Source organism: Phenylobacterium ferrooxidans (assembly GCF_042714595.1).
GTDB classification, from domain to species: Bacteria; Pseudomonadota; Alphaproteobacteria; order Caulobacterales; family Caulobacteraceae; genus Phenylobacterium; species Phenylobacterium ferrooxidans.
On record NZ_JAOTJD010000037.1, the window covers coordinates 20,481 to 38,205 of the forward strand.

Here is a 17,725-nt window from a genome sequence, read left to right on the forward strand (position 1 = left end):
TGGGCGCCACAGCCAGGAGATCCGAGCCGACTATAGGTCGCTTGCCGCCTTCCACCCTGAAGATCGACGGCGACAAGGCGCGCATGAGCGGTGTAACCACCCTCGACCGGACCGCCTTCGGCGTGGGGCAGGGCGAGTGGCAGGCGACCGATCAGATTCCAGCTCAGGTGACGGTGAGCGTACAGCTCACGGCGACGCGCTAGACGCCGCCGTCGCGGCCCTGCGCGCCGGGTCGCTGGTGATCCTGCCCACCGAGACCGTCTACGGCCTCGCCGCCGACGCGGCCAATCCCGCCGCCGTCGCCGCCATCTATGAGGCCAAGGGTCGGCCGCGCTTCAATCCCCTGATCAGCCATGTGGCCGACCTCGCCACCGCCGAGCGGCTGGCGGTGTTCGACGACCGGGCGCGGAAGCTGGCGACCGCCTTCTGGCCTGGGCCTCTGACCCTCGTCCTGCCCATCGCGGCCGACACTGCGGTCTGCGATCTGGCGCGCGCGGGGCTGGAGACGGTGGCGATCCGCGTGCCCGCCCATCCCCTGGCCCGCCAACTGCTGGCGCGGTTCGGCGGTCCGGTGGTGGCGCCCTCGGCCAACCGCTCGGGACGGCCCAGCCCCACCACCTATGCCGACGCCATGGACGAGACAGGGGACAAGGCGGCGGCCGGTCTCGACGGCGGTCCGTGCGCTGTCGGCCTGGAATCCACCGTCGTCGCCCTGCTGGATCAGCCGCGCCTGTTGCGGCCCGGGTCGGTGACGCGGGCTGAGATCGAGGCCGTGGTCGGGCGGCTGGCCGAGGCGGAGGACGACGCCAAGCGCTCGCCGGGCCGCCTGGCGCGGCACTATTCGCCCGAGGCTCCCGTGCGGCTGAACGTCGGTGCGCCGGAGGCGGGCGAGGCCTATCTGGCTTTTGGACCCACCACGGCCACCGGCAATGTCCTGAACCTCAGTGCGTCAGGCGACCTGCGAGAGGCCGCCGCCAATCTCTTCGCCTATCTGCGCGCCGCCGATCGCACCAAGCCTGCCGCCATCGCCGTCGCGCCGATCCCGACGCAGGGCCTGGGCGAGGCCATCAACGACCGCCTGATCCGCGCCGCGGGCTTTGTCGGCTAGGGCCATCGGGAGTAGGCTGGACGTCATGACCATCTCCGTTCCCGCCGATGTCCTGTCCCGCCTGAAGGCCGTGCTCGGTGAGGGCGGGTGGAGCCAGGATCCCGAGCGCCTGGCGCCCAAGCTGCTGGAATGGCGCGACCGCTGGAAGGGGACGACCCCCTTCCTGGCCCTGCCGAGGACCACGGCCGACGTCTCGGCCATCGTCGGCGTCTGCCATGAGGCGGGCGTGCCGATCACCACCCAGGGCGGCAATACCGGCCTGGTGGGCGGCCAGATTCCGCAGGGCGAAATCCTGCTTTCCACCGAGCGGCTTTCGACGATCCGCGACGTGGACGCCTTTGACGATGTGATCGTGGCCGAGGCCGGGGTGACGCTCGCCGCCGTGCACGAGGCGGCGCTGAAGGTGCGCCGGCGCTTCCCCATGGGCCTGGCCTCGGAGGGCACCGCCACCATCGGCGGCATCGTGTCGACCAACGCCGGGGGCACGGCGGTGCTGCGCTATGGCAACACCCGCGATCTGGTGTTGGGGATCGAGGCCGTCCTGCCCAATGGCGAGATCTGGAACGGCCTGAAACGGCTGCGCAAGGACAACACCGGCTATGATCTGAAGCAGCTGTTCATCGGCGGGGAGGGGACCCTGGGGGTGGTCACCGCCGCCAGCCTGAAGCTGTTCCCGATCCTGGCCAGCCGCGCCACGGCGGTGGCGGCGGTGGAGTCGCCGGAGGTGGCGATCCAGCTGCTGGTGCGGGCCAAGGAAGAGGCCGGCGGAGCGGTGGAGGCCTTTGAACTGATGGGCCGGCGCGGGGTCGAGTTCGTGCTGAAGAATATCGCGGGCCAGCGCGACCCGCTGCACCGGGCCTATCCCTGGTACGTGCTGATCGAGATCGCCTCGGGCGAGCCCGGCGCGGCGGAATCGGCCATGGAGCGGCTGCTGGGCAAGGCCCTGGAGGACGCCCTGATCCTCGACGCCGCCATCGCCCAGAGCGAGGCCCAGGCCAAGGCCTTCTGGTCGGTGCGGGAGAACCAGTCGCCGGGGCAGAAGCCTGAGGGGGCGACCTGGAAACACGACATCTCCGTCCCCGTCAGTCAGGTGGCCAAGTTCATCGGGCAGGCGACCGCGGCCATGGAGGCCTTCGCGCCGGGCTGCCGGATCACCGCCTTTGGTCACGTCGGCGACGGCAATATCCACTATGACGTCATCCGCCCGGACGGGGGCGACGACGCCGCCCACTCGGCCAAGCGCAACGAGGGGTCGCGGATGGTGCACGACATCGCCGCGGCCATGGGCGGCTCGATCTCCGCCGAGCACGGCCTGGGCGCGATGAAGACCGAGGAGGCCCGGCGCTACAAGAGCCCGGTGGAGGTTGCGGCGCTGAGCGCGATCCGGCAAAGCCTGGACCCCAAGCGGATCATGAACCCCCGCGTCTTCTTCTGAGCCGCCATGCTGATTGTCCTGTCCCCCGCCAAGGCGATGAACTTCGCCGCGCCGGACAAGCCCCTGCCGATGACCACGCCGGAGATGGGCGAGGACATCGCCCTGCTGTCTGAGACCACCCGCAAGCTGACCGTGGCGCAGGTGAAGCGGTTGATGGGCCTGTCCGACAACCTCGCCAAGCTGAACCGCGACCGCTTCCAGGCCTTTGATCCGGCCATGGAGGAGGGGCTGCAGGCCGCCTTCGCCTTCAATGGCGACGTCTATATGGGCTTCAAGGCTCGGGAACTGGACAAGAAGGCCCTGGCCTTCGCCCAGGATCACGTCCGCATCCTGTCGGGTCTCTATGGCCTGCTGCGGCCCCTCGACGGCATCCAGCCCTATCGGCTTGAAATGGGGACGCGGCTGAAGACCAAGCGCGGTCCCAGCCTCTACGCCTTCTGGGGCGACAAGGTCGCCAAGGCCCTGAACGCCCAGGCCGCCGGTCACAAGGATCAGACCCTGGTGAACTGCGCCAGCCAGGAATATTTCGGCGTCGTGGACCGGTCGGCCCTGACCTTGCCGGTGGTGAATGTGCGCTTCGTGGAGGAGAAGGACGGCGAGTCCCGGGTGATCAGCTTCTTCGCCAAGCGGGCCCGCGGGGCCCTGGCCCGCTACGCCGTCGACCACCGCATCACCAAGGCGGCCGACCTCAAGGCTTTCGACATCGACGGCTACCGGTTCCAGGCCCACGCCTCCACCGACAGCGAGTGGGTCTTCTCCCGCCCGCAACCGCCGCTGATGAGCGCCAAGGCCAAGGCCGCCGCCGACGCTTGACGCAGGGTCCGGCGCGCCGGATGTTCTTTCTAGGGAGCAGTATGGCTTCCGTCAGGGAGAACGCCATGAGTGACGCCGCCACGCTCGACGCTACGGTCAAGACACGCGCCGGATGGGTCGAGGGTTTAGCGCGCGGCCGCCACATGGCTTTCTACGGTATCCCCTACGCCGCCGCCCCGACCGGTCAAACCCGCTTCCGCGCCCCCAAGCCGGCCGGCGCCTGGGCGGGCATGCGCAAGGCGACCGAAAAGGGCTTCGCCGCCCTGCAGACCCCGCACTTCATCCCGGGATTCGCGGCCAGCGGGGCCCAGGATGAGGACTGCCTCAACCTCAACGTCTTCACCCCGGCGACGGACGGCGCCAAGCGGCCGGTGATGGTCTGGATCCATGGCGGCGGCTTCACCCATGGGGCGGGCTACGAACCGCTCTATGACGGCGGGCCCCTGGCCGAGCGCGGCGACGTGGTGGTGGTGTCCCTGAACTACCGGCTGGGCGCTCTGGGCTTCCTGTCGATCCCGGAGGCTGGCATCCCCGGCAATGCGGGCCTGCTCGACCAGGTGGCGGCGCTGAAGTGGGTCGCCGAGAACATCGCGGCCTTCGGCGGCGACCCCGAGCAGATCACCATCTTCGGGGAGTCCGCCGGCTCGGCGGCGGTGGCCTGCCTGGTGGCGATGCCGGCCGCGAAGGGGCTGTTCAAGCGCGCGATCCTGCAGAGCGGCGTGGGTCGCGCGGGTCCGCCGGAGGTCGCCGCCAAGGCCGCCGACAAGTTGCTGGCCGGCCTCGGTCTCGACCGCAGCCAGGTGGTGGACCTGTTTGACCTGCCGGCCGACAAGATCCTGGCGGCCCAGGCCTCGGGCGGCTTCGGACCGGGGAGCGGATTTGGCCCGACCCGGGACCCGGCCTCCCTGCCCGAGGCCCCGATGGTGGTGGTCCGCGACGGCGGGGCCAGGGACGTCGCCCTGCTGATCGGCTCCAACCGCGACGAGGTGAAGCTGTTTGTCCCCGGCCGCCGCGAGCCGATGGCCGATGAGGCCCTGCTGGCGGAGGTCCGCGGACGTCTTCCGAACGCCACCGAGCCGCAGGCCAAGGAACTGATCGAGGTCTACCGCGCCTCGCGAGAGACCAAGGGGCTCCCCACCGACAACCTCGACCTGCTCGACGCCATCAGCAGCGACATGCAGTTTCGCATCGCCGCGACCAAGTTCGCCTCAGCCCAGGCCCCGCACGGCCCGGCCTATCTCTACCTGTTCACCCACGCCTCTCCCGCCCGCCGTGGGGCGCTCGGCGCCTGTCACGCGCTGGAGATGCCCTTCGTGTTCGGCACGACCGGAATCGAGGGGCAGGTGAACTTTGCGGGCGCCGGCCCCGACGTGGAGCGGCTGGAGGGGGAGATCATGGACGCGTGGCTCGCCTTCGCCCGCACGGGAAATCCCAACCATCCGGGCCTGCCCGCCTGGCCCGCCTACGACGCCGCCAGCCGTGACACCATGGTCTTCGACACCGTTGCGTCTACCGTTCAGTCCGATCCCTTCGGCGAGGAGCGGCGGGCGCTGGAGGCGCTGCTCTAACCGGGCTAAGGGTCATCTCCTGAGAACGGCCGTTCCGAGCCGCCGGGGGGAGACAAGCCATGAGCAAGACCGACAGCGGACCGGTGGTCCTGATCACTGGGACGTCCACGGGCGTGGGCCTGCACACCGCCATCGCCTTCGCCCGGGCCGGCTACGTCACCGTGGCCACCATGCGCGATACCTCCAAGAAGAAGGCGCTGCTGGCGGAGGCCAAGGCCGCCGGAGTGAAGGTCAAGATCGAGAAGCTCGACGTCCAGAAGAAGAAGTCCATCGAGGCCTGCGTCGAGAAGGTGATCCGCAAGCACGGCGGCATCGACGTCCTGGTGAACAACGCGGGCGCCGGCTTCCTGGGCAGCCTGGAGCAGACCACCGACGCCGATCTCGAACGCACCATGGCGATCAACTTCTTCGGCGTCTGGCGGATGACCAAGGCGGTGTTCCCGCACATGCGAGAGCGTGGCTCGGGGCGGATCATCTCGGTCACCAGCATCGGCGGCCTGATCGGCCAGCCCTTCAACGACGCCTATTGCGCGGCCAAGTTCGCGGTGGAGGGGATGATGGAGTCCCTGGCCCCCCTGGCGCGGCGGCTCGGTGTGCAGGTCAGCCTGATCGAGCCCGGCCCCATCAACACCGAGTTCGTCAACAGCGTCCGCTCTGCCAGCGACCTCTCGGTCTATGCCCCGCCCTATGACGAGATCGTCGCGAAGTACATGGGCGCCAGCACCAACGTCTTCGCCCAGTACGGCCAGACCGGCGCCGATATCGCCGAGGTGATCCTGGGGGCGGCGACCGCCGAGAAACCCGACTTCCGCTACATCACCTCGGACTTCGCCAGGCAGGTGGTGGGGCCCAAGGTCGTGGACCCCACCGGCAACAGCGTGGTCGACGCCTTCGCTGCCCGGCTTGAGTAGCCGCGCCGCCCGCTTGACGGACCGGGCGTAACCCGGCGTCTCTGCTCCAACACGTACAAGAACCAGAACTGGGAGCAGACGCCATGGCCTACAAACCCTTCGACCTGACCGGCAAGGTGGCCCTTGTCACGGGTGGCAATGGCGGCATCGGGTTTGGCATGGTCGAGGCCCTGGCCCAGTCCGGCGCGGACGTGGTGATCTGGGGCTCCAACCCCAAGAAGAACGCGGACGCCGAGGAGAAGCTCAAGAAGGTCGACGTCCGGGTCCTGACCCAGGTGGTGGACGTCGCCGACGAGCACGCGGTCAAGGCAGGCATGGCCGAAGCGGTCTCCAAGATGGGCCGCATCGACACCGTGATCGCCAACGCCGGGATCGGCGGCGGCGCGCCCTCCTTCTCGGAGTTCTCCACCGAGATGTACCGCAAGGTGCTGTCGGTGAACCTGGACGGGGTGTTCTTCACCTTCCGGGAGGCCTGCAAGCACATGGTCGAGCGGGCCGGCTCCGGTGACAAGGCCGGTGGATCACTTGTGGTGATCTCGTCACTGTCGGCCCTCGACGGGGCGCCCAAGAACGAGGCCTATGCGGCCACCAAGGGCGCCGTGATCTCGATGATCCGCGCCATCGCCGTGGAGCACGCCCGCTATGGCGTGCGGGCCAACGCCATCCTGCCCGGCTGGATCGCCACCGACATGACGGCGGGCGCCCAGGGCAACGACAAGTTCAACGATGCGGTGATCAAGCGGGTGCCCATGCGCCGCTGGGGCCAGCCGGCGGACTTCGGCGGCATGGCGGTCTACCTGGCCTCGGACGCCTCGTCCTTCCACACCGGCGACAGCTTCCTGATCGACGGTGGATACGGCGTCTTCTGAGGATGCGGCGCGCATGACGACGCGCGCCTATTCCGCCCGGCTGGGGGACATCTCCGACGCCCAGTTCCAGCAGGCGCTCGACCGGCTGGACCTGGGCGAGCTCGTCGGCGCGACCGCCGTGCCCTTCGGCCTGTTCGGGCAGAACGTCTTCCTGACCACCAGCCGCGGCGAATTCATCTTCCGCGGCGCCCAGCACGGCGACTGGCAGTTCGCCAAAGAGGTGTTCTTCGCGCGGCTGCTGGCGGAGCGGACGGCCGCGCCGGTGGCCTGGCCGCAGTGGCTGGAGACCTCGCCGGAGATCTTCGGCTGGCCGTACATCGTGGCCCCGCGCCTGCCGGGCCAGCCTCTGGCCGACCCGGCGGTGATCGCGGGACTTTCAGCCGACGACCGCTGGCAGATCGCCTGGGCCCAGGGCGAGACCCTGGCGGCCCTGCAGGCCCTGACCTGGGCGGCGGCGGGGGATTTCGATCTCGCCACCGGTGACATCGTGCCCTTCGAAGGTGGGCATATCGGGCATCTGGTCCGCGAGGTGCGCAAGCTGGTGGCCGACGCCGACGGCTCCGGTTCGCTGACGCCGGAGGACCGCGCCTGGATCGAAGGGGTGCTGCACCAGGCCGCCTTGGTGCGCGACTCCGGACCGGCGGTCTATCTGCACAACGACTTCAGCCTCAACAATGTGCTGGCGCAGCGGCACGACGGGGCCTGGGCGATCACCGGGGTGGTGGACCTGATGACGTCGACCTTCGGCGGCGGGGAAGCCGACCTCTGCCGCCAGGCCGCCAACTACCTGGACCAGGACCCGGCCCTGACGTCGGCTCTGATCGGCGCCTACCGCGGGGCAGGCGGCGGCGGGCCGGACGCGCAATCCCGCGCGCCGCTGTACGTGGTCTATGAGCGGCTGCTGCTCTGGGAGTACTTCACTCGGCCGCCGGAGCGTGCCGGCTGGACGGCGGGCAAGACCTTCAGCGGCTGGGCGCGGCGCAATGTCGAGCGGCTGACCGCCTTACTGTGAGCCGCTGACCCTGGGTCATGGTTTCCTTCCGCGGGCTGCGGCGCCATCCTGCCGCCAACGAGACTTCGGGAGAAAACGCCATGACCCTTCACACCCCGCTTTGCGACCTCCTGGAGGTCAAGCACCCGATCATGCTGGCCGGCATGGGGGGCGTCTCCTATGCCGAGCTGGTGGCCGCGGTGTCCAACGCCGGGGGCTATGGCGTGCTGGGCATGGCCGGCCGCACGCCCGACTTCATCCGCGACGAGATGCGCAAGGTCAAAAGCCTGACCGACAAGCCCTTCGGCGTCGACCTGCTGGCGGCTTCGCCAGAGAGCCTGACCGCCTCGGTGGAGATCATCATCGAGGAGGGCGCCTCCAGCTTCGTGGCGGGCCTGGGCGTTCCCATGCCGATCATGGAGAAGCTCAAGAAGGCCGGCCTCAAGGTGATGGTGGTCTGCGGGGCTGTGAAGCACGCGGTGAAGGCCGAGCAGGCCGGCTGCGACGCGGTGATCTGTCAGGGCGGCGAGGGCGGGGGCCATACCGGCCTCGTCGGCACCATGCCCCTGGTGGCCCAGGCGGTGGAGGCGGTGAAGATCCCGGTGGTGGCGGCCGGCGGCCTCTATGACGGCCGCGGCCTGGCCGCGGCCCTCACCCTCGGCGCGGTCGGCGTCTGGATGGGCACCCGCTTCATCGCCAGCCACGAAGCCCATGCCGGGGAACTCTATCGCCAAACCATCGTCGAGGCCGCCGACGAGGACACCGTCCGTACGCGGTCCTATTCCGGCAAGCCGATGCGGGTGCGCAAGAACCCCTATGTCGAGGACTGGGAAACCCGTCCCCAGGACATCCAGCCCTTCCCCATGCAGGCGATGATCTCCAGCCAGGCTGGCGTCATGGGCGGCATCGGCGGCCAGATCGAGGGCCTGGACGCCGACAAGTCCTGCTTCGCCATGGGCCAGTCGGCGGGCGGCATCCACGAGGTGCTGCCGGCGGCCCAGATCGTGGCCAACCTGATCTCGGAGGCGGAAGCCGCCCTGGCCCGGGCGAGCAAGCTGGTGAAGGTGACGGCCTAGGCTCGGCCGACCACGGGGATCATCGAAACGGTCAGGGTGGAGGCGCGGGGCGCCTCCACCCCTCGTGCGCCGCCGGGCTGGGGGTCAGCCTCGGCGGCGGGGCGGTCGTCCTCCGGGGGAGGTCGGAACGACAGCCTGTCGGTTACGCGGCCAGCCTGGCGGCGGTCTGGGCGATCTTGCGGCCTTGGTAGCGGGCGCCTTCGAGTTCGTTCTCGCTGGGCTGACGCGAGCCGTCGCCGCCGGCGATGGTGGAGGCGCCGTACGGGCTGCCGCCGGTGATCTCATCCAGGGTCATCTGGCCGGCGAAGCCGTAGTCCAGCCCCACCACCACCATGCCGAAGTGCAGCAGGTTGGTGATCACCGAGAACAGGGTGGTCTCCTGGCCGCCGTGCTGGGTGGCCGTGGAGGTGAAGGCGCCGCCGACCTTGCCGTTCAGGGCGCCCTTGGCCCACAGGCCGCCGGCCTGGTCGAGGAAGGCCGCCATCTGGGAGTTCATGCGGCCAAAGCGGGTGCCGACGCCGATGATGATGGCGTCGTAATCCGCCAGGTCCTCGATCCTGGCGATCGGGGCCTCCTGGTCGAGCTTGAAGTGGGCGGCCTTGGCGATCTCTTCGGGGACAGTCTCAGGGACGCGCTTGATGTCCACCGTGGCGCCGGCCTCGCGGGCCCCTTCGGCCACGGCCTTGGCCATGGTTTCGATGTGCCCATAGGCGGAGTGATAGAGGACGAGGACCTTGGTCATGATGGGATTTTCCAGGGGAGGAGAGGGAAGCCGCCCCGGCTTTCACCGGGGCGGGAAGGGGTTCTAGGCGGCGTCGACGAGGACCAGTTCGGCGTCCTCCAGGGCGGTGACCCGGACCGTGGCCTCGTCTCGGATGGCCGCGCCGTCGCGGGCGTGGAGGGTGACGCCATTGACCTCCACCGAGCCGGTGGCGGGCACCAGGTAGCCGAAGCGGTCGGCGCCCAGTTCATATTCGGCGGTCTCGCCCGCCTTCAGGGTGGCGGCCACGACCCGGCCATTGGTGCGGATCGGCAGGACGTCGGTGTCGCCTTCGACGCCGCTGGCCAGGGTCACGAACTTCCCGGCGCGCTCGCCCTTGGGGAAGGGCTTGGCGCCCCAGCTGGGAGCCCCGCCGGTCTTGTTGGGCTGGATCCAGATCTGGAACAGGGTGGTGGGCTCGCTCTCCAGGTTGAACTCGGCGTGGCGGATGCCCGAGCCCGCGCTCATCACCTGGACGTCGCCGGCCTCAGTGCGGCCCTCGTTGCCCAGGCTGTCCTTGTGGGTGATGGCGCCGGTGCGGACATAGGTGATGATCTCCATGTTCGCGTGGGGGTGCGGCGGGAAGCCGGAGTTGGGAGCGATGCGGTCATCATTCCAAACCCGAAGAGGTCCCCAGCCCATGCGCTTGGGATCGTGGTACTCGGCGAAGGAGAAGTGATGCTTGGCGTCGAGCCAGCCGTGGTTGGCGCCGCCGAGGGAGTCAAAGGCTCTGCGTTCGATCATCGCGTGGTCTCCTGTCTCGTGAGGGCCGCTGGCCGAAGGGCCGCGCCGCTGTTGAGAACAAGGTAGCCATCCGCGTACATTCCGAAATAGAAACGATGGAAACAGATCGTTTCGGAAATCGTCATGTCTCGTCTTCCTGATTTCGAGGCCTGGGCTGTGTTCGCCAAGGTGGCCGAGACCGGCGCCTTCGCCCGCGCCGCCGTCGAACTGGAGCTCTCCAAGGCCACGGTGTCCAAGGCGGTGTCGCGGCTGGAGCAGCGACTGGGGACCAGTCTGTTCCACCGCACCTCGCGCAAACTCGCCCTGACCGAAAGCGGTCGCACGGCCCTGGAACGGGCCAGCCGGATCCTGGCCGAGGGCGAGGCGGTGGAGGCCGAGGCCGCCGCCCAGTCGGCGACGCCTCAGGGTCTGGTGCGCCTGGCCGCGCCGATGTCCTTCGGCAACCGGCACCTTGCCCCCCTGCTGCCGGAGTTCCTCCGGCTCTATCCGGAGGTCTCCATCGACCTCAGCCTGTCGGACCAGAAGGTCGACCTCGTGGGGGAGGGGTTCGACCTTGGTCTGCGGATCGGCAACCTGGCCGACTCCTCCCTGCTGTCGCGCCGCCTATGCGGGGTGCGGTTGGTGCTGGTGGGATCGCCGGCCTATCTGGCGGAACACGGCCGGCCCGAGCACCCCCGCGACCTGCTGTTCCACCGGGCCCTGACCTACGCCTATGTCCTGACGCCGGAGGTCTGGAAGTTCGTCCATCCGGACGAGGGGGAGCAATCGGTCACCGTCTCCGGCCCCCTGAAGGTCAACAATTCCGACGCCCTGCTCCCCGCCCTGCGCGAGGGGCTGGGCCTGGCCCTGCAGCCGGAGTTCATTGTCTGGCCCGAGCTGGCGGACGGCACGATCGAGGCGGTGATGTGCGACTGGCGAACCCCGCCTATCGCCCTGCACCTGGTCTCGCCGCCCGGGCGTCTGCGGCCCGCAAGGGTGCGGGTGCTGTACGATTTCCTGGCCGCGCGCCTGGCGACGGCGCCCTGGGCGATGGTTGAGGACTTGGAGCGGGCCTAGGGTTCACCCGCCCACCGTCTTCGTGAACGACCCGAAGCTGCCCAGGCAGCCCTGCCACACGCCCACGTGCTGCTTGGCCTCCTCGGCGGTCATCCGCAGGTTCACGAGGGTGGCGTAGGCGACGTTGGGCTTGCCGTCGTCGGCGAGGAAGGCGCGGCAGGCCACCTGTCCCTTGTTGAATTCGTTGATCTTGCTCAGGTTGACGCCCTTGGCCGAGAAGGCGGTGGAGAAGACCAGGGCGCGGCAGGCCTTTCCCTTGGGGTCGCAGTCCACGTACTGGGCGCCGAAGTCGCCGCCAGGTGTGGTGACGTTCAGGAACACCACGGTGGCCTCGGTCCTCGCGATCTCCGCCTTGGCGTCCATGGTTTTCAGCAGGCCGATCAGGGCCGCGGGATCGCGGAGGTCGAAGGGGCCGGACTTGGCCGGCGCCTTGGCGGGCGTTGCGGCGTGGGCGGCGACCGCCAGGGTGGCGACGACGGCGGCGAGGGTGGCGATGCGCATGACGGGTCCTTGGGTCGACTCGGTCGGGATTTAACCGATTTCCGCGCATCCGGCGGCAGGAGAATGGCGCTCGCCTAGTGCGCGCGACGGGATGACAAAATCGGTGTTCTTCCCTTAAGTGAGGCCATGCGCCGTCTGATGCTCACCCTCGCGCTGGCCGCCGTGGCCTTCCCGGTCCTCGCCCAGGATCGCAGCCCGGCGCAACGCCAAAGCCTCGTGGACCTGGCCTATGTGCTGGGAGAGAGCCATGCCCTGCGCCAGGCCTGCGCCGGGGCCGAGGATCAGTTCTGGCGTACGCGGATGATGAACCTGGTCAGCAACGAGAAGCCCGATGCGGCCCTCGATGGGCGGCTGAAGGAAAGCTTCAACACCGGCTTCGCCTCCCGCCAGACCGAGTTTCAGTCCTGTGGCCCGGCCAGCCGCCGCGCCGAACTGGCCGCCGCCAACCACGGCCTGGATATCTCCAAGCGCCTGGCCAAGGTGATGATCAAGACCGATCGCGAGCCTTTGCCCACCATCTTCGAGATGAACGCGACAGGCGAACAAGCTCCGCGCTAAACTCCCCGGACGTACCGTCGGAGATCCCGTCATGGCCGCTGCGACCATCGCGTCTATCGCCTTCCTAATCCTGGCCCTGGTCATCGTGCTGGGGGCCATCAAGATCGTGCCCCAGGGGCGCGAGTACACGGTGGAGCGGTTTGGCCGCTACACCCGCACCCTGAAGCCGGGCATCTCCTTCCTCACCCCTTTCATCGAGGGCGTGGGCCGGCGCATCAACATGATGGAACAGGTCCTGGACGTGCCGCGCCAGGACGTGATCACCAAGGACAACGTCTCGGTCCAGGTGGACGCCATCGTCTTCATCCAGGTGATGGACGCCGCGGCCGCCGCCTATCGCGTGACCAATCTCGACTACGCCATCACCCAGCTGACCATGACCAACCTGCGCACCGTGGTGGGCAACATGGAGCTGGACGAGGTGCTGAGTCAGCGCGACCAGATCAACACCCGCCTGCTGGACGTCATCGACCAGGCCACCAGTCCCTGGGGGGTGAAGGTGGCGCGCATTGAAATCAAGGACCTGCAGCCGCCGCCGGACATCACCAACGCCATGGCGCGGCAGATGAAGGCTGAGCGGGAACGCCGGGCTGTGATCACCGAGGCCGATGGCGAGAAGCAGGCCGCCATCACCGTGGCCGAGGGCGCCAAGCAGGCCGCCATCCTCCAGGCCGAGGGCCGCCGCGAGGCCGCCTTCCGCGACGCCGAGGCTCGCGAGCGGGCGGCGGGCGCCGAGGCCGAGGCCACCAAGCTGGTGTCGGACGCCATCGCCAGCGGCGACGTCAACGCCATCAACTACTTCGTGGCGCTCAAATACGTGGAGGCCTTCGCCAAGCTGGCCGAGAGCCCGCAGCAGAAGACGGTGATCGTGCCGGCCGACATGGGGTCCCTGGTGGGTTCCATCGCCGGCATTGGCGAGCTGGTGAAGTCGATCCAGTCCGATAGCCCGCCGCCACGCCCGCCGCAGCCGGCGCCCCAGCCGCGTCCTCCGCAGCCGCCGCGCGCCACGGCGGTTCCCAGGGCAGGGAGCTGACCCCATGGACGGCCTGATCCAACTGGTGGCCGCCAACCCGTTCTGGGTGTGGGCGGCCATCGGCGCCCTGATCCTGGCGACCGAGGTCTCCACCGGCTCGGGCTGGCTGCTGTGGCCGGCGGCCAGTGCGGCGGCCGTCGCCGTGGCGGCCCTGCTGTTTCCGCAGATGGGCTGGGTCGGGGCGATCGGCCTCTATGCCGGCCTGACCATCGTCACCACCCTGCTGGCTCGACGCTACTGGCGCCCGAGCCCGGCCGACGAATCCCAGGACATCAACGACAACATCTCCCGCCTGGTGGGCCACCACGGCCGGGCGGCGGCGACCTTCCACGACCGCGCGGGCCGAGTGTTCATCGATGGCAAGGAATGGGCGGCGGAGCTGGAGGAGGACGCGGTCCTCGCCCCAGGCGCCCCCATCGAGGTCACCGGGATCAACGGGGCGTTGCTGCGGGTGCGCCCAGCTCGCTGATCTCCGACAGGAAGATTCGCAGGGCCCTCAGGAATGGGGTCACCGCCCGGAATTCATCGTCGGTGAACCCCTCGCGCAGGGCTTCGGTCTTGGCCTTCATGTCCTTCATGATGGCGCTGGACACCTCGAGCCCGGCCCGGGTGATCTTGACCCGCTTCTTGCGCCGGTCGTCGCAGTCGGCCAGCACGGCGACAAAGCCCATCTTCTCCAGCTTCTGGAGGAGGTTGGTGATCGCGCCCTTGGTCATCAGCATGATGCGTGCGAGCTCGGCCGGGGTCTGGCCGTCGCCATACCGCATGAACCACTGCAGCAACTCGAACTGGGCATGGGTCATGCCCTCAGGCAGGTGCCTGGTCACCGCGGCGCGCAGATAGTGCTCGATGGCCCCGATCTCGGTGAACACCTGGACGTAAGGATGCGCCTGGGCGGCCGGCCCATTGCGAAGGTCTGGTGTCAGCAAGGCGGTCTCCATATCGTTCACTGTTGAACGACATGGGTTGTCGTAACGTAAGCTTCAACCCCAAAAGACCCACGTTCTTTCGAATCCGGCGAGACTGTGACTTCAAGGCGACGCGGCCTGATGGGCTAGGCGCGCGCCTTCAGGGCTTCCTTCAGCCCCTTGCCGGCCAGGAAGTCGGCATGCTCGTTGAGCGCATGGCCGGCGTGACCCTTGACCCAGCGCCAGTCGACGGTGTGGCGGTCGCGGGCGGTGTCGAGACGCCGCCACAGGTCTTCGTTCTTCACCGGCTTCTTGTCGGCGGTCTTCCAGCCGCGCTTCTTCCAGCCGTGGATCCACTCCGAGATGCCCTTCATGACGTAGGTGCTATCGGTGTGCAGCTCGACGTCGCAAGGCTTGGTGAGGGCCTCCAGCGCCTGGATGGCGGCCATCATCTCCATACGGTTGTTGGTGGTGTCGGGCTCGCCGCCGCAGATGTCCTTGCGGTGGCCGCCGGAGATCAGCACCGCGCCCCAGCCGCCGGGGCCCGGGTTCCCCGAGCAGGCGCCGTCGGTATAGATCACCACCTTGGTCCCGCTCACGCCGGGGCGCCGAACAGGACGAGGTCGGGCGCGGCGCGGTGGACCGCCAGCTTGCGCTCGTATTCCAGCGGGTCCTTGGGACGTACCAGGGCGCCGGCCGGGGTCGCCCCCCAGGCCTCCAGCCGGGTCAGGAAGAACCGCATGGCCGCGCCGTGGGCCAGGGCGGGCAGAGCCTGGCGCTCGGCGGCGCTCAGGGGACGCAGGCTCTCATAGCCGGCCACCAGGGCCCGGGCCGAGGTGATGTTGAAGCTTCCGTCGGCCTCGAAGCACCAGGCGTTCAGCGCCACGGCCACGTCGTAGGCCAGCGCGTCGACGCAGGCGAAATAGAAGTCGATGGCGCCGGCGAACTTGCCCGCGGTGAAGAACACATTGTCCGGGAAATAGTCGGCGTGGATGACGCCGGTCGGCAGGCCCTGCGGCCAGGCGGCGGCCAGGCGGTCGAGGTCGCCGCTGATGGTGGCGGCCAGCCCTGGCTTCAGGCCGTCTGCGGCTTCGCGCAGGGTGGCGAACAGCGGCGCCCAGGAGGCCTGGCCCAGGTCATTGGCCCGCGTCCCCGGAAAACCCTGGGCGGCCTGGTGCAGCCGCGCCAGGCCCTCACCCGCCTCGCGGCAGTGGTCGACGGTGGGACGTCGAACCGACAGGCCCGGCAGGAACTCGACGATGGCCGCGGGCTTGCCGCGCACCCGCTTGATGGTCACGCCATTGCGGTCGGCCAGGGGGGCGGCGCTGGGGAAGCCGTGTTGGGCCAGCCAGCGCATCAGGTCGAGGAAGAAAGGAAGTTCCTCCTCCCGCATGCGCTTCTCGTAGACCGTCAGAAAATAACGGCCGCCGGTGGTCTCCAGCAGGAAGTTGGAGTTCTCCACGCCCTCGGCCATGCCCTTGAAGGCGAGCGCCGTGCCGATGTCGTAGTCGGCGAGCAGGAGGGCGAGCTCCTCATCATTGATGTCGGTATAGACGGCCATGCTGGCTCGGATGGGGGAGCCCGGGCCGGGCGTCAAGCCTTGGCGACCACCCACAGGTCCTGACCGCCGTCATAGTCGGCGGGCGTCGCCCAATTGCCCTTGTGGAAGGACACCAGGGCCAGGCCGGCCTGGGCGATGGCGCGGGCCAGGGCCTGCTGGTCATGGGCGATGGCGCGCTCGGGGCTGCGGGGGTCCACGACGCTGGACGTTGCGTCATAGGGCTGGAAGTCGAACAGCGGGGCCTCCGCCTCGCGGGGCGAGAAGGCGGTGAAGGCGAACCGGCCGCCCGGCTTCAGCACCCGGGCCGCCTCCCGCAGGTAGTGGCTCATGGCCCCGAAGCGCATGTGGGTGAAGACCGACATGGCGAAGGCCACATCCACCGAGGCGCTCTCGGCGGGAAAGGCCACCTCGTCCTCCGCGATGGATCCGCCGCGGTTGTAGTCGCCGTTCCAGACGTCGAGGTGGACGAAGGTGAGCTGCGGGTAGCGACGCCTGCACATGCCGACCGCCGCCCTGGAGAGGTCGAACCCGGTATAGGGATGGTCGGTCAGATGGTGCGCCATCCGCCCGGTGCCGCAGCCGATGTCCAGCACCGCATCGCCAGACTTGAGGGCCGCATAGGTCTTCAGCCAGCCCACAGCCTGCAGGCCGATGGCGTAGTGGTCGCCGTTGCCGACATTGTGGATCACGCTCCACGGGTCGCCCGGCCGGCGGGTCGGCAAACTCTTGATGTCCAGCCACAGGCCAGACAGGGCGCGCCGCAGGGGCGGTGGGGCGTAGGCGGCCAGCGCCCGGATCGTCGCCATCAGCCTTCCACCAGCACCCGGGGGAGCTTGAAGCTGACGGTCTCGCGGACGGCGTCGACCTCCTCCACCGTCACGTCGAACACCGCGCGCAGCGCGTCGATCACGCCCTGAACCAGCACCTCGGGCGCCGAGGCGCCGGCGGTGACGCCGACGGTCCGGGCGCCGTCGATCCAGGCGAGGTCGAGGAAGCTTGCATCGTCGATCAGGTGGGCCTGGGCCACGCCCTCGCGCTTGGCCACCTCCACCAGCCGCACCGAGTTGGAGGAATTGGCCGACCCCAGCACCAGCAGGACGTCGCTGCGGGCGGCCACGCTCTTGACCGCCTCCTGGCGGTTGGTGGTAGCGTAGCAGATGTCTTCCTTGTGCGGGGCCGAGATCTCCGGGAACCGTTCGCGCAGGGCCGCCACGATGGCCGCGGTGTCGTCCACCGACAGGGTCGTCTGGGTGGCGAAGGCGACGTTGGTGGCATCCCTGGGCGTGAAGGCGCGCGCGTCCTCCACCGTCTCGATCAGGGTGACGGCCCCCTCGGGCAGCTGGCCCATGGTGCCGACGACCTCCGGGTGGCCGGCATGGCCGATCAGCACGATCTCCATGCCGGCGTCGTAGTGGCGCTGGGCCTCCACATGGACCTTGGAGACCAGGGGGCAGGTGGCGTCGAGATAGAGCATGTTGCGCGACTTCGCGTCGGCGGGCACCGACTTGGGCACACCGTGGGCCGAGAACACCACCGGACGGTCGGTGGGACACTCGTCCAGCTCCTCGACGAAGACGGCGCCCAGAGCCTTCAGCCTGTCCACCACATGGCGGTTATGGACGATCTCGTGGCGCACATAGACCGGGGCGCCGTACTTCTCGAGCGTGCGTTCCACGATCTGGATGGCGCGGTCGACGCCGGCGCAGAAGCCGCGCGGGGTGGCGAGCAGGACCGTCAGGGGGCGGCGGGCGCGGGTCGGTTCGGACATGACACCAAACTAGGCGTCCGGAGCTTCCACCGCCAGCCGCGTTGCGGCCTCAATCGATAGCCAGT

General features: G+C 69.1%; 21 protein-coding genes. 13 read left to right on the plus strand and 8 right to left on the minus strand.

Translation table 11 applies throughout. The features are described from left to right. Nucleotides 1-41 precede the first annotated feature (41 nt). The 9 genes from OCL97_RS17055 to OCL97_RS17095 all read left to right on the plus strand — a co-directional run bounded on the left by OCL97_RS17055 (nucleotide 42) and on the right by OCL97_RS17095 (nucleotide 8,771). Nucleotides 42-203, plus strand: coding sequence for a hypothetical protein (locus OCL97_RS17055; RefSeq protein ID WP_377371070.1), 162 nt, complete (start codon nucleotides 42-44; stop codon nucleotides 201-203). 17 nt (nucleotides 204-220) lie between these two features. Further along, on the plus strand, nucleotides 221-1,108 hold the full coding sequence (locus OCL97_RS17060) for an L-threonylcarbamoyladenylate synthase (RefSeq protein WP_377371068.1): 888 nt from the start codon (nucleotides 221-223) through the stop codon (nucleotides 1,106-1,108). Nucleotides 1,109-1,133: 25 nt separating this feature from the next. Continuing rightward, complete coding sequence (locus OCL97_RS17065; RefSeq protein WP_377371044.1) at nucleotides 1,134-2,543, plus strand: FAD-binding oxidoreductase; 1,410 nt, start codon at nucleotides 1,134-1,136, stop codon at nucleotides 2,541-2,543. A gap of 6 nt (nucleotides 2,544-2,549) precedes the next feature. Next, nucleotides 2,550-3,356 (plus strand): peroxide stress protein YaaA, encoded by an 807-nt coding sequence (gene yaaA, locus OCL97_RS17070; protein ID WP_377371045.1) that lies wholly within the window; start codon nucleotides 2,550-2,552, stop codon nucleotides 3,354-3,356. A 65-nt stretch (nucleotides 3,357-3,421) separates the two neighbouring features. Next, complete coding sequence (locus OCL97_RS17075; RefSeq protein WP_377371046.1) at nucleotides 3,422-4,924, plus strand: carboxylesterase/lipase family protein; 1,503 nt, start codon at nucleotides 3,422-3,424, stop codon at nucleotides 4,922-4,924. A gap of 59 nt (nucleotides 4,925-4,983) precedes the next feature. Then, a complete protein-coding gene (locus OCL97_RS17080; protein WP_377371047.1) occupies nucleotides 4,984-5,835 on the plus strand; it encodes an SDR family oxidoreductase in 852 nt (283 codons plus the stop codon). 83 nt (nucleotides 5,836-5,918) lie between these two features. Then, complete coding sequence (locus OCL97_RS17085; protein WP_377371048.1) at nucleotides 5,919-6,704, plus strand: SDR family NAD(P)-dependent oxidoreductase; 786 nt, start codon at nucleotides 5,919-5,921, stop codon at nucleotides 6,702-6,704. 13 nt (nucleotides 6,705-6,717) lie between these two features. After that, the gene (locus OCL97_RS17090; RefSeq protein WP_377371049.1) at nucleotides 6,718-7,716 is read left to right on the plus strand and encodes a phosphotransferase family protein; all 999 of its coding nucleotides are present in this window, start codon (nucleotides 6,718-6,720) and stop codon (nucleotides 7,714-7,716) included. 80 nt (nucleotides 7,717-7,796) lie between these two features. Beyond that, complete coding sequence (locus OCL97_RS17095) at nucleotides 7,797-8,771, plus strand: NAD(P)H-dependent flavin oxidoreductase (RefSeq protein WP_377371050.1); 975 nt, start codon at nucleotides 7,797-7,799, stop codon at nucleotides 8,769-8,771. Between the two features lie 142 nt (nucleotides 8,772-8,913). Here the strand turns inward: OCL97_RS17095 and wrbA are convergent, their stop codons facing one another. Both wrbA and OCL97_RS17105 read right to left on the minus strand, forming a co-directional pair. Beyond that, nucleotides 8,914-9,513, minus strand: a complete 600-nt coding sequence (gene wrbA, locus OCL97_RS17100) for an NAD(P)H:quinone oxidoreductase (protein WP_377371051.1) — start codon at nucleotides 9,511-9,513, stop codon at nucleotides 8,914-8,916. Nucleotides 9,514-9,576: 63 nt separating this feature from the next. Continuing rightward, a complete protein-coding gene (locus tag OCL97_RS17105; protein ID WP_377371052.1) occupies nucleotides 9,577-10,275 on the minus strand; it encodes a pirin family protein in 699 nt (232 codons plus the stop codon). 123 nt (nucleotides 10,276-10,398) lie between these two features. On the opposite strand from OCL97_RS17105, the gene OCL97_RS17110 reads away from it, so the two are divergent. After that, entirely contained in the window at nucleotides 10,399-11,331 is a 933-nt protein-coding gene (locus OCL97_RS17110; RefSeq protein ID WP_377371053.1) for a LysR family transcriptional regulator, read from the plus strand. A 3-nt stretch (nucleotides 11,332-11,334) separates the two neighbouring features. Here the strand turns inward: OCL97_RS17110 and OCL97_RS17115 are convergent, their stop codons facing one another. Continuing rightward, nucleotides 11,335-11,832 (minus strand): type III secretion system chaperone family protein, encoded by a 498-nt coding sequence (locus OCL97_RS17115; protein WP_377371054.1) that lies wholly within the window; start codon nucleotides 11,830-11,832, stop codon nucleotides 11,335-11,337. Nucleotides 11,833-11,958: 126 nt separating this feature from the next. Between OCL97_RS17115 and OCL97_RS17120 the strand changes: the two genes are divergently transcribed. From OCL97_RS17120 to OCL97_RS17130, 3 genes are read left to right on the plus strand one after another with little or no spacing between them, the layout of a single operon-like run. Further along, nucleotides 11,959-12,390, plus strand: coding sequence for a TIGR02301 family protein (locus tag OCL97_RS17120; protein ID WP_377371055.1), 432 nt, complete (start codon nucleotides 11,959-11,961; stop codon nucleotides 12,388-12,390). Nucleotides 12,391-12,421: 31 nt separating this feature from the next. Continuing rightward, nucleotides 12,422-13,423 (plus strand): SPFH domain-containing protein, encoded by a 1,002-nt coding sequence (locus OCL97_RS17125; protein ID WP_377371056.1) that lies wholly within the window; start codon nucleotides 12,422-12,424, stop codon nucleotides 13,421-13,423. Nucleotides 13,424-13,427: 4 nt separating this feature from the next. Next, a complete protein-coding gene (locus OCL97_RS17130) occupies nucleotides 13,428-13,892 on the plus strand; it encodes an NfeD family protein (protein ID WP_377371057.1) in 465 nt (154 codons plus the stop codon). Here the strand turns inward: OCL97_RS17130 and OCL97_RS17135 are convergent. The 5 genes from OCL97_RS17135 to ispH form a co-directional block, all read right to left on the minus strand. Then, complete coding sequence (locus OCL97_RS17135) at nucleotides 13,855-14,352, minus strand: MarR family winged helix-turn-helix transcriptional regulator (protein ID WP_377371058.1); 498 nt, start codon at nucleotides 14,350-14,352, stop codon at nucleotides 13,855-13,857. The two genes, OCL97_RS17130 and OCL97_RS17135, sit on opposite strands and share 38 nt — an antisense overlap. Before the next feature lie 125 nt (nucleotides 14,353-14,477). After that, nucleotides 14,478-14,930: a ribonuclease HI gene (rnhA, locus tag OCL97_RS17140; RefSeq protein ID WP_305703473.1), complete on the minus strand. Its 453-nt coding sequence runs from the start codon at nucleotides 14,928-14,930 to the stop codon at nucleotides 14,478-14,480. Continuing rightward, nucleotides 14,927-15,892 (minus strand): homoserine kinase, encoded by a 966-nt coding sequence (gene thrB, locus OCL97_RS17145; RefSeq protein WP_305703474.1) that lies wholly within the window; start codon nucleotides 15,890-15,892, stop codon nucleotides 14,927-14,929. Before thrB ends, rnhA begins: the two co-directional genes overlap by 4 nt. Before the next feature lie 32 nt (nucleotides 15,893-15,924). Beyond that, a complete protein-coding gene (locus OCL97_RS17150; protein WP_377371059.1) occupies nucleotides 15,925-16,698 on the minus strand; it encodes a class I SAM-dependent methyltransferase in 774 nt (257 codons plus the stop codon). Then, nucleotides 16,698-17,660: a 4-hydroxy-3-methylbut-2-enyl diphosphate reductase gene (gene ispH / locus OCL97_RS17155; RefSeq protein WP_377371060.1), complete on the minus strand. Its 963-nt coding sequence runs from the start codon at nucleotides 17,658-17,660 to the stop codon at nucleotides 16,698-16,700. Before ispH ends, OCL97_RS17150 begins: the two co-directional genes overlap by 1 nt. Nucleotides 17,661-17,725: the final 65 nt, after the last annotated feature.

What these genes read in the sequence shown, in the direction of transcription:
- OCL97_RS17065 (WP_377371044.1), top strand. Translation starts at nt 1,134, where the DNA reads ATGACCATCTCCGTTCCCGCCGATGTCCTGTCCCGCCTGAAGGCCGTG.
- yaaA (WP_377371045.1), top strand. Translation starts at nt 2,550, where the DNA reads ATGCTGATTGTCCTGTCCCCCGCCAAGGCGATGAACTTCGCCGCGCCG.
- OCL97_RS17075 (WP_377371046.1), top strand. Translation starts at nt 3,422, where the DNA reads ATGAGTGACGCCGCCACGCTCGACGCTACGGTCAAGACACGCGCCGGA.
- OCL97_RS17080 (WP_377371047.1), top strand. Translation starts at nt 4,984, where the DNA reads ATGAGCAAGACCGACAGCGGACCGGTGGTCCTGATCACTGGGACGTCC.
- OCL97_RS17085 (WP_377371048.1), top strand. Translation starts at nt 5,919, where the DNA reads ATGGCCTACAAACCCTTCGACCTGACCGGCAAGGTGGCCCTTGTCACG.
- OCL97_RS17090 (WP_377371049.1), top strand. Translation starts at nt 6,718, where the DNA reads ATGACGACGCGCGCCTATTCCGCCCGGCTGGGGGACATCTCCGACGCC.
- OCL97_RS17095 (WP_377371050.1), top strand. Translation starts at nt 7,797, where the DNA reads ATGACCCTTCACACCCCGCTTTGCGACCTCCTGGAGGTCAAGCACCCG.
- wrbA (WP_377371051.1), bottom strand. Translation starts at nt 9,513, where the DNA reads ATGACCAAGGTCCTCGTCCTCTATCACTCCGCCTATGGGCACATCGAA.
- OCL97_RS17105 (WP_377371052.1), bottom strand. Translation starts at nt 10,275, where the DNA reads ATGATCGAACGCAGAGCCTTTGACTCCCTCGGCGGCGCCAACCACGGC.
- OCL97_RS17110 (WP_377371053.1), top strand. Translation starts at nt 10,399, where the DNA reads ATGTCTCGTCTTCCTGATTTCGAGGCCTGGGCTGTGTTCGCCAAGGTG.
- OCL97_RS17115 (WP_377371054.1), bottom strand. Translation starts at nt 11,832, where the DNA reads ATGCGCATCGCCACCCTCGCCGCCGTCGTCGCCACCCTGGCGGTCGCC.
- OCL97_RS17120 (WP_377371055.1), top strand. Translation starts at nt 11,959, where the DNA reads ATGCGCCGTCTGATGCTCACCCTCGCGCTGGCCGCCGTGGCCTTCCCG.
- OCL97_RS17125 (WP_377371056.1), top strand. Translation starts at nt 12,422, where the DNA reads ATGGCCGCTGCGACCATCGCGTCTATCGCCTTCCTAATCCTGGCCCTG.
- OCL97_RS17130 (WP_377371057.1), top strand. Translation starts at nt 13,428, where the DNA reads ATGGACGGCCTGATCCAACTGGTGGCCGCCAACCCGTTCTGGGTGTGG.
- thrB (WP_305703474.1), bottom strand. Translation starts at nt 15,892, where the DNA reads ATGGCCGTCTATACCGACATCAATGATGAGGAGCTCGCCCTCCTGCTC.
- OCL97_RS17150 (WP_377371059.1), bottom strand. Translation starts at nt 16,698, where the DNA reads ATGGCGACGATCCGGGCGCTGGCCGCCTACGCCCCACCGCCCCTGCGG.
- ispH (WP_377371060.1), bottom strand. Translation starts at nt 17,660, where the DNA reads ATGTCCGAACCGACCCGCGCCCGCCGCCCCCTGACGGTCCTGCTCGCC.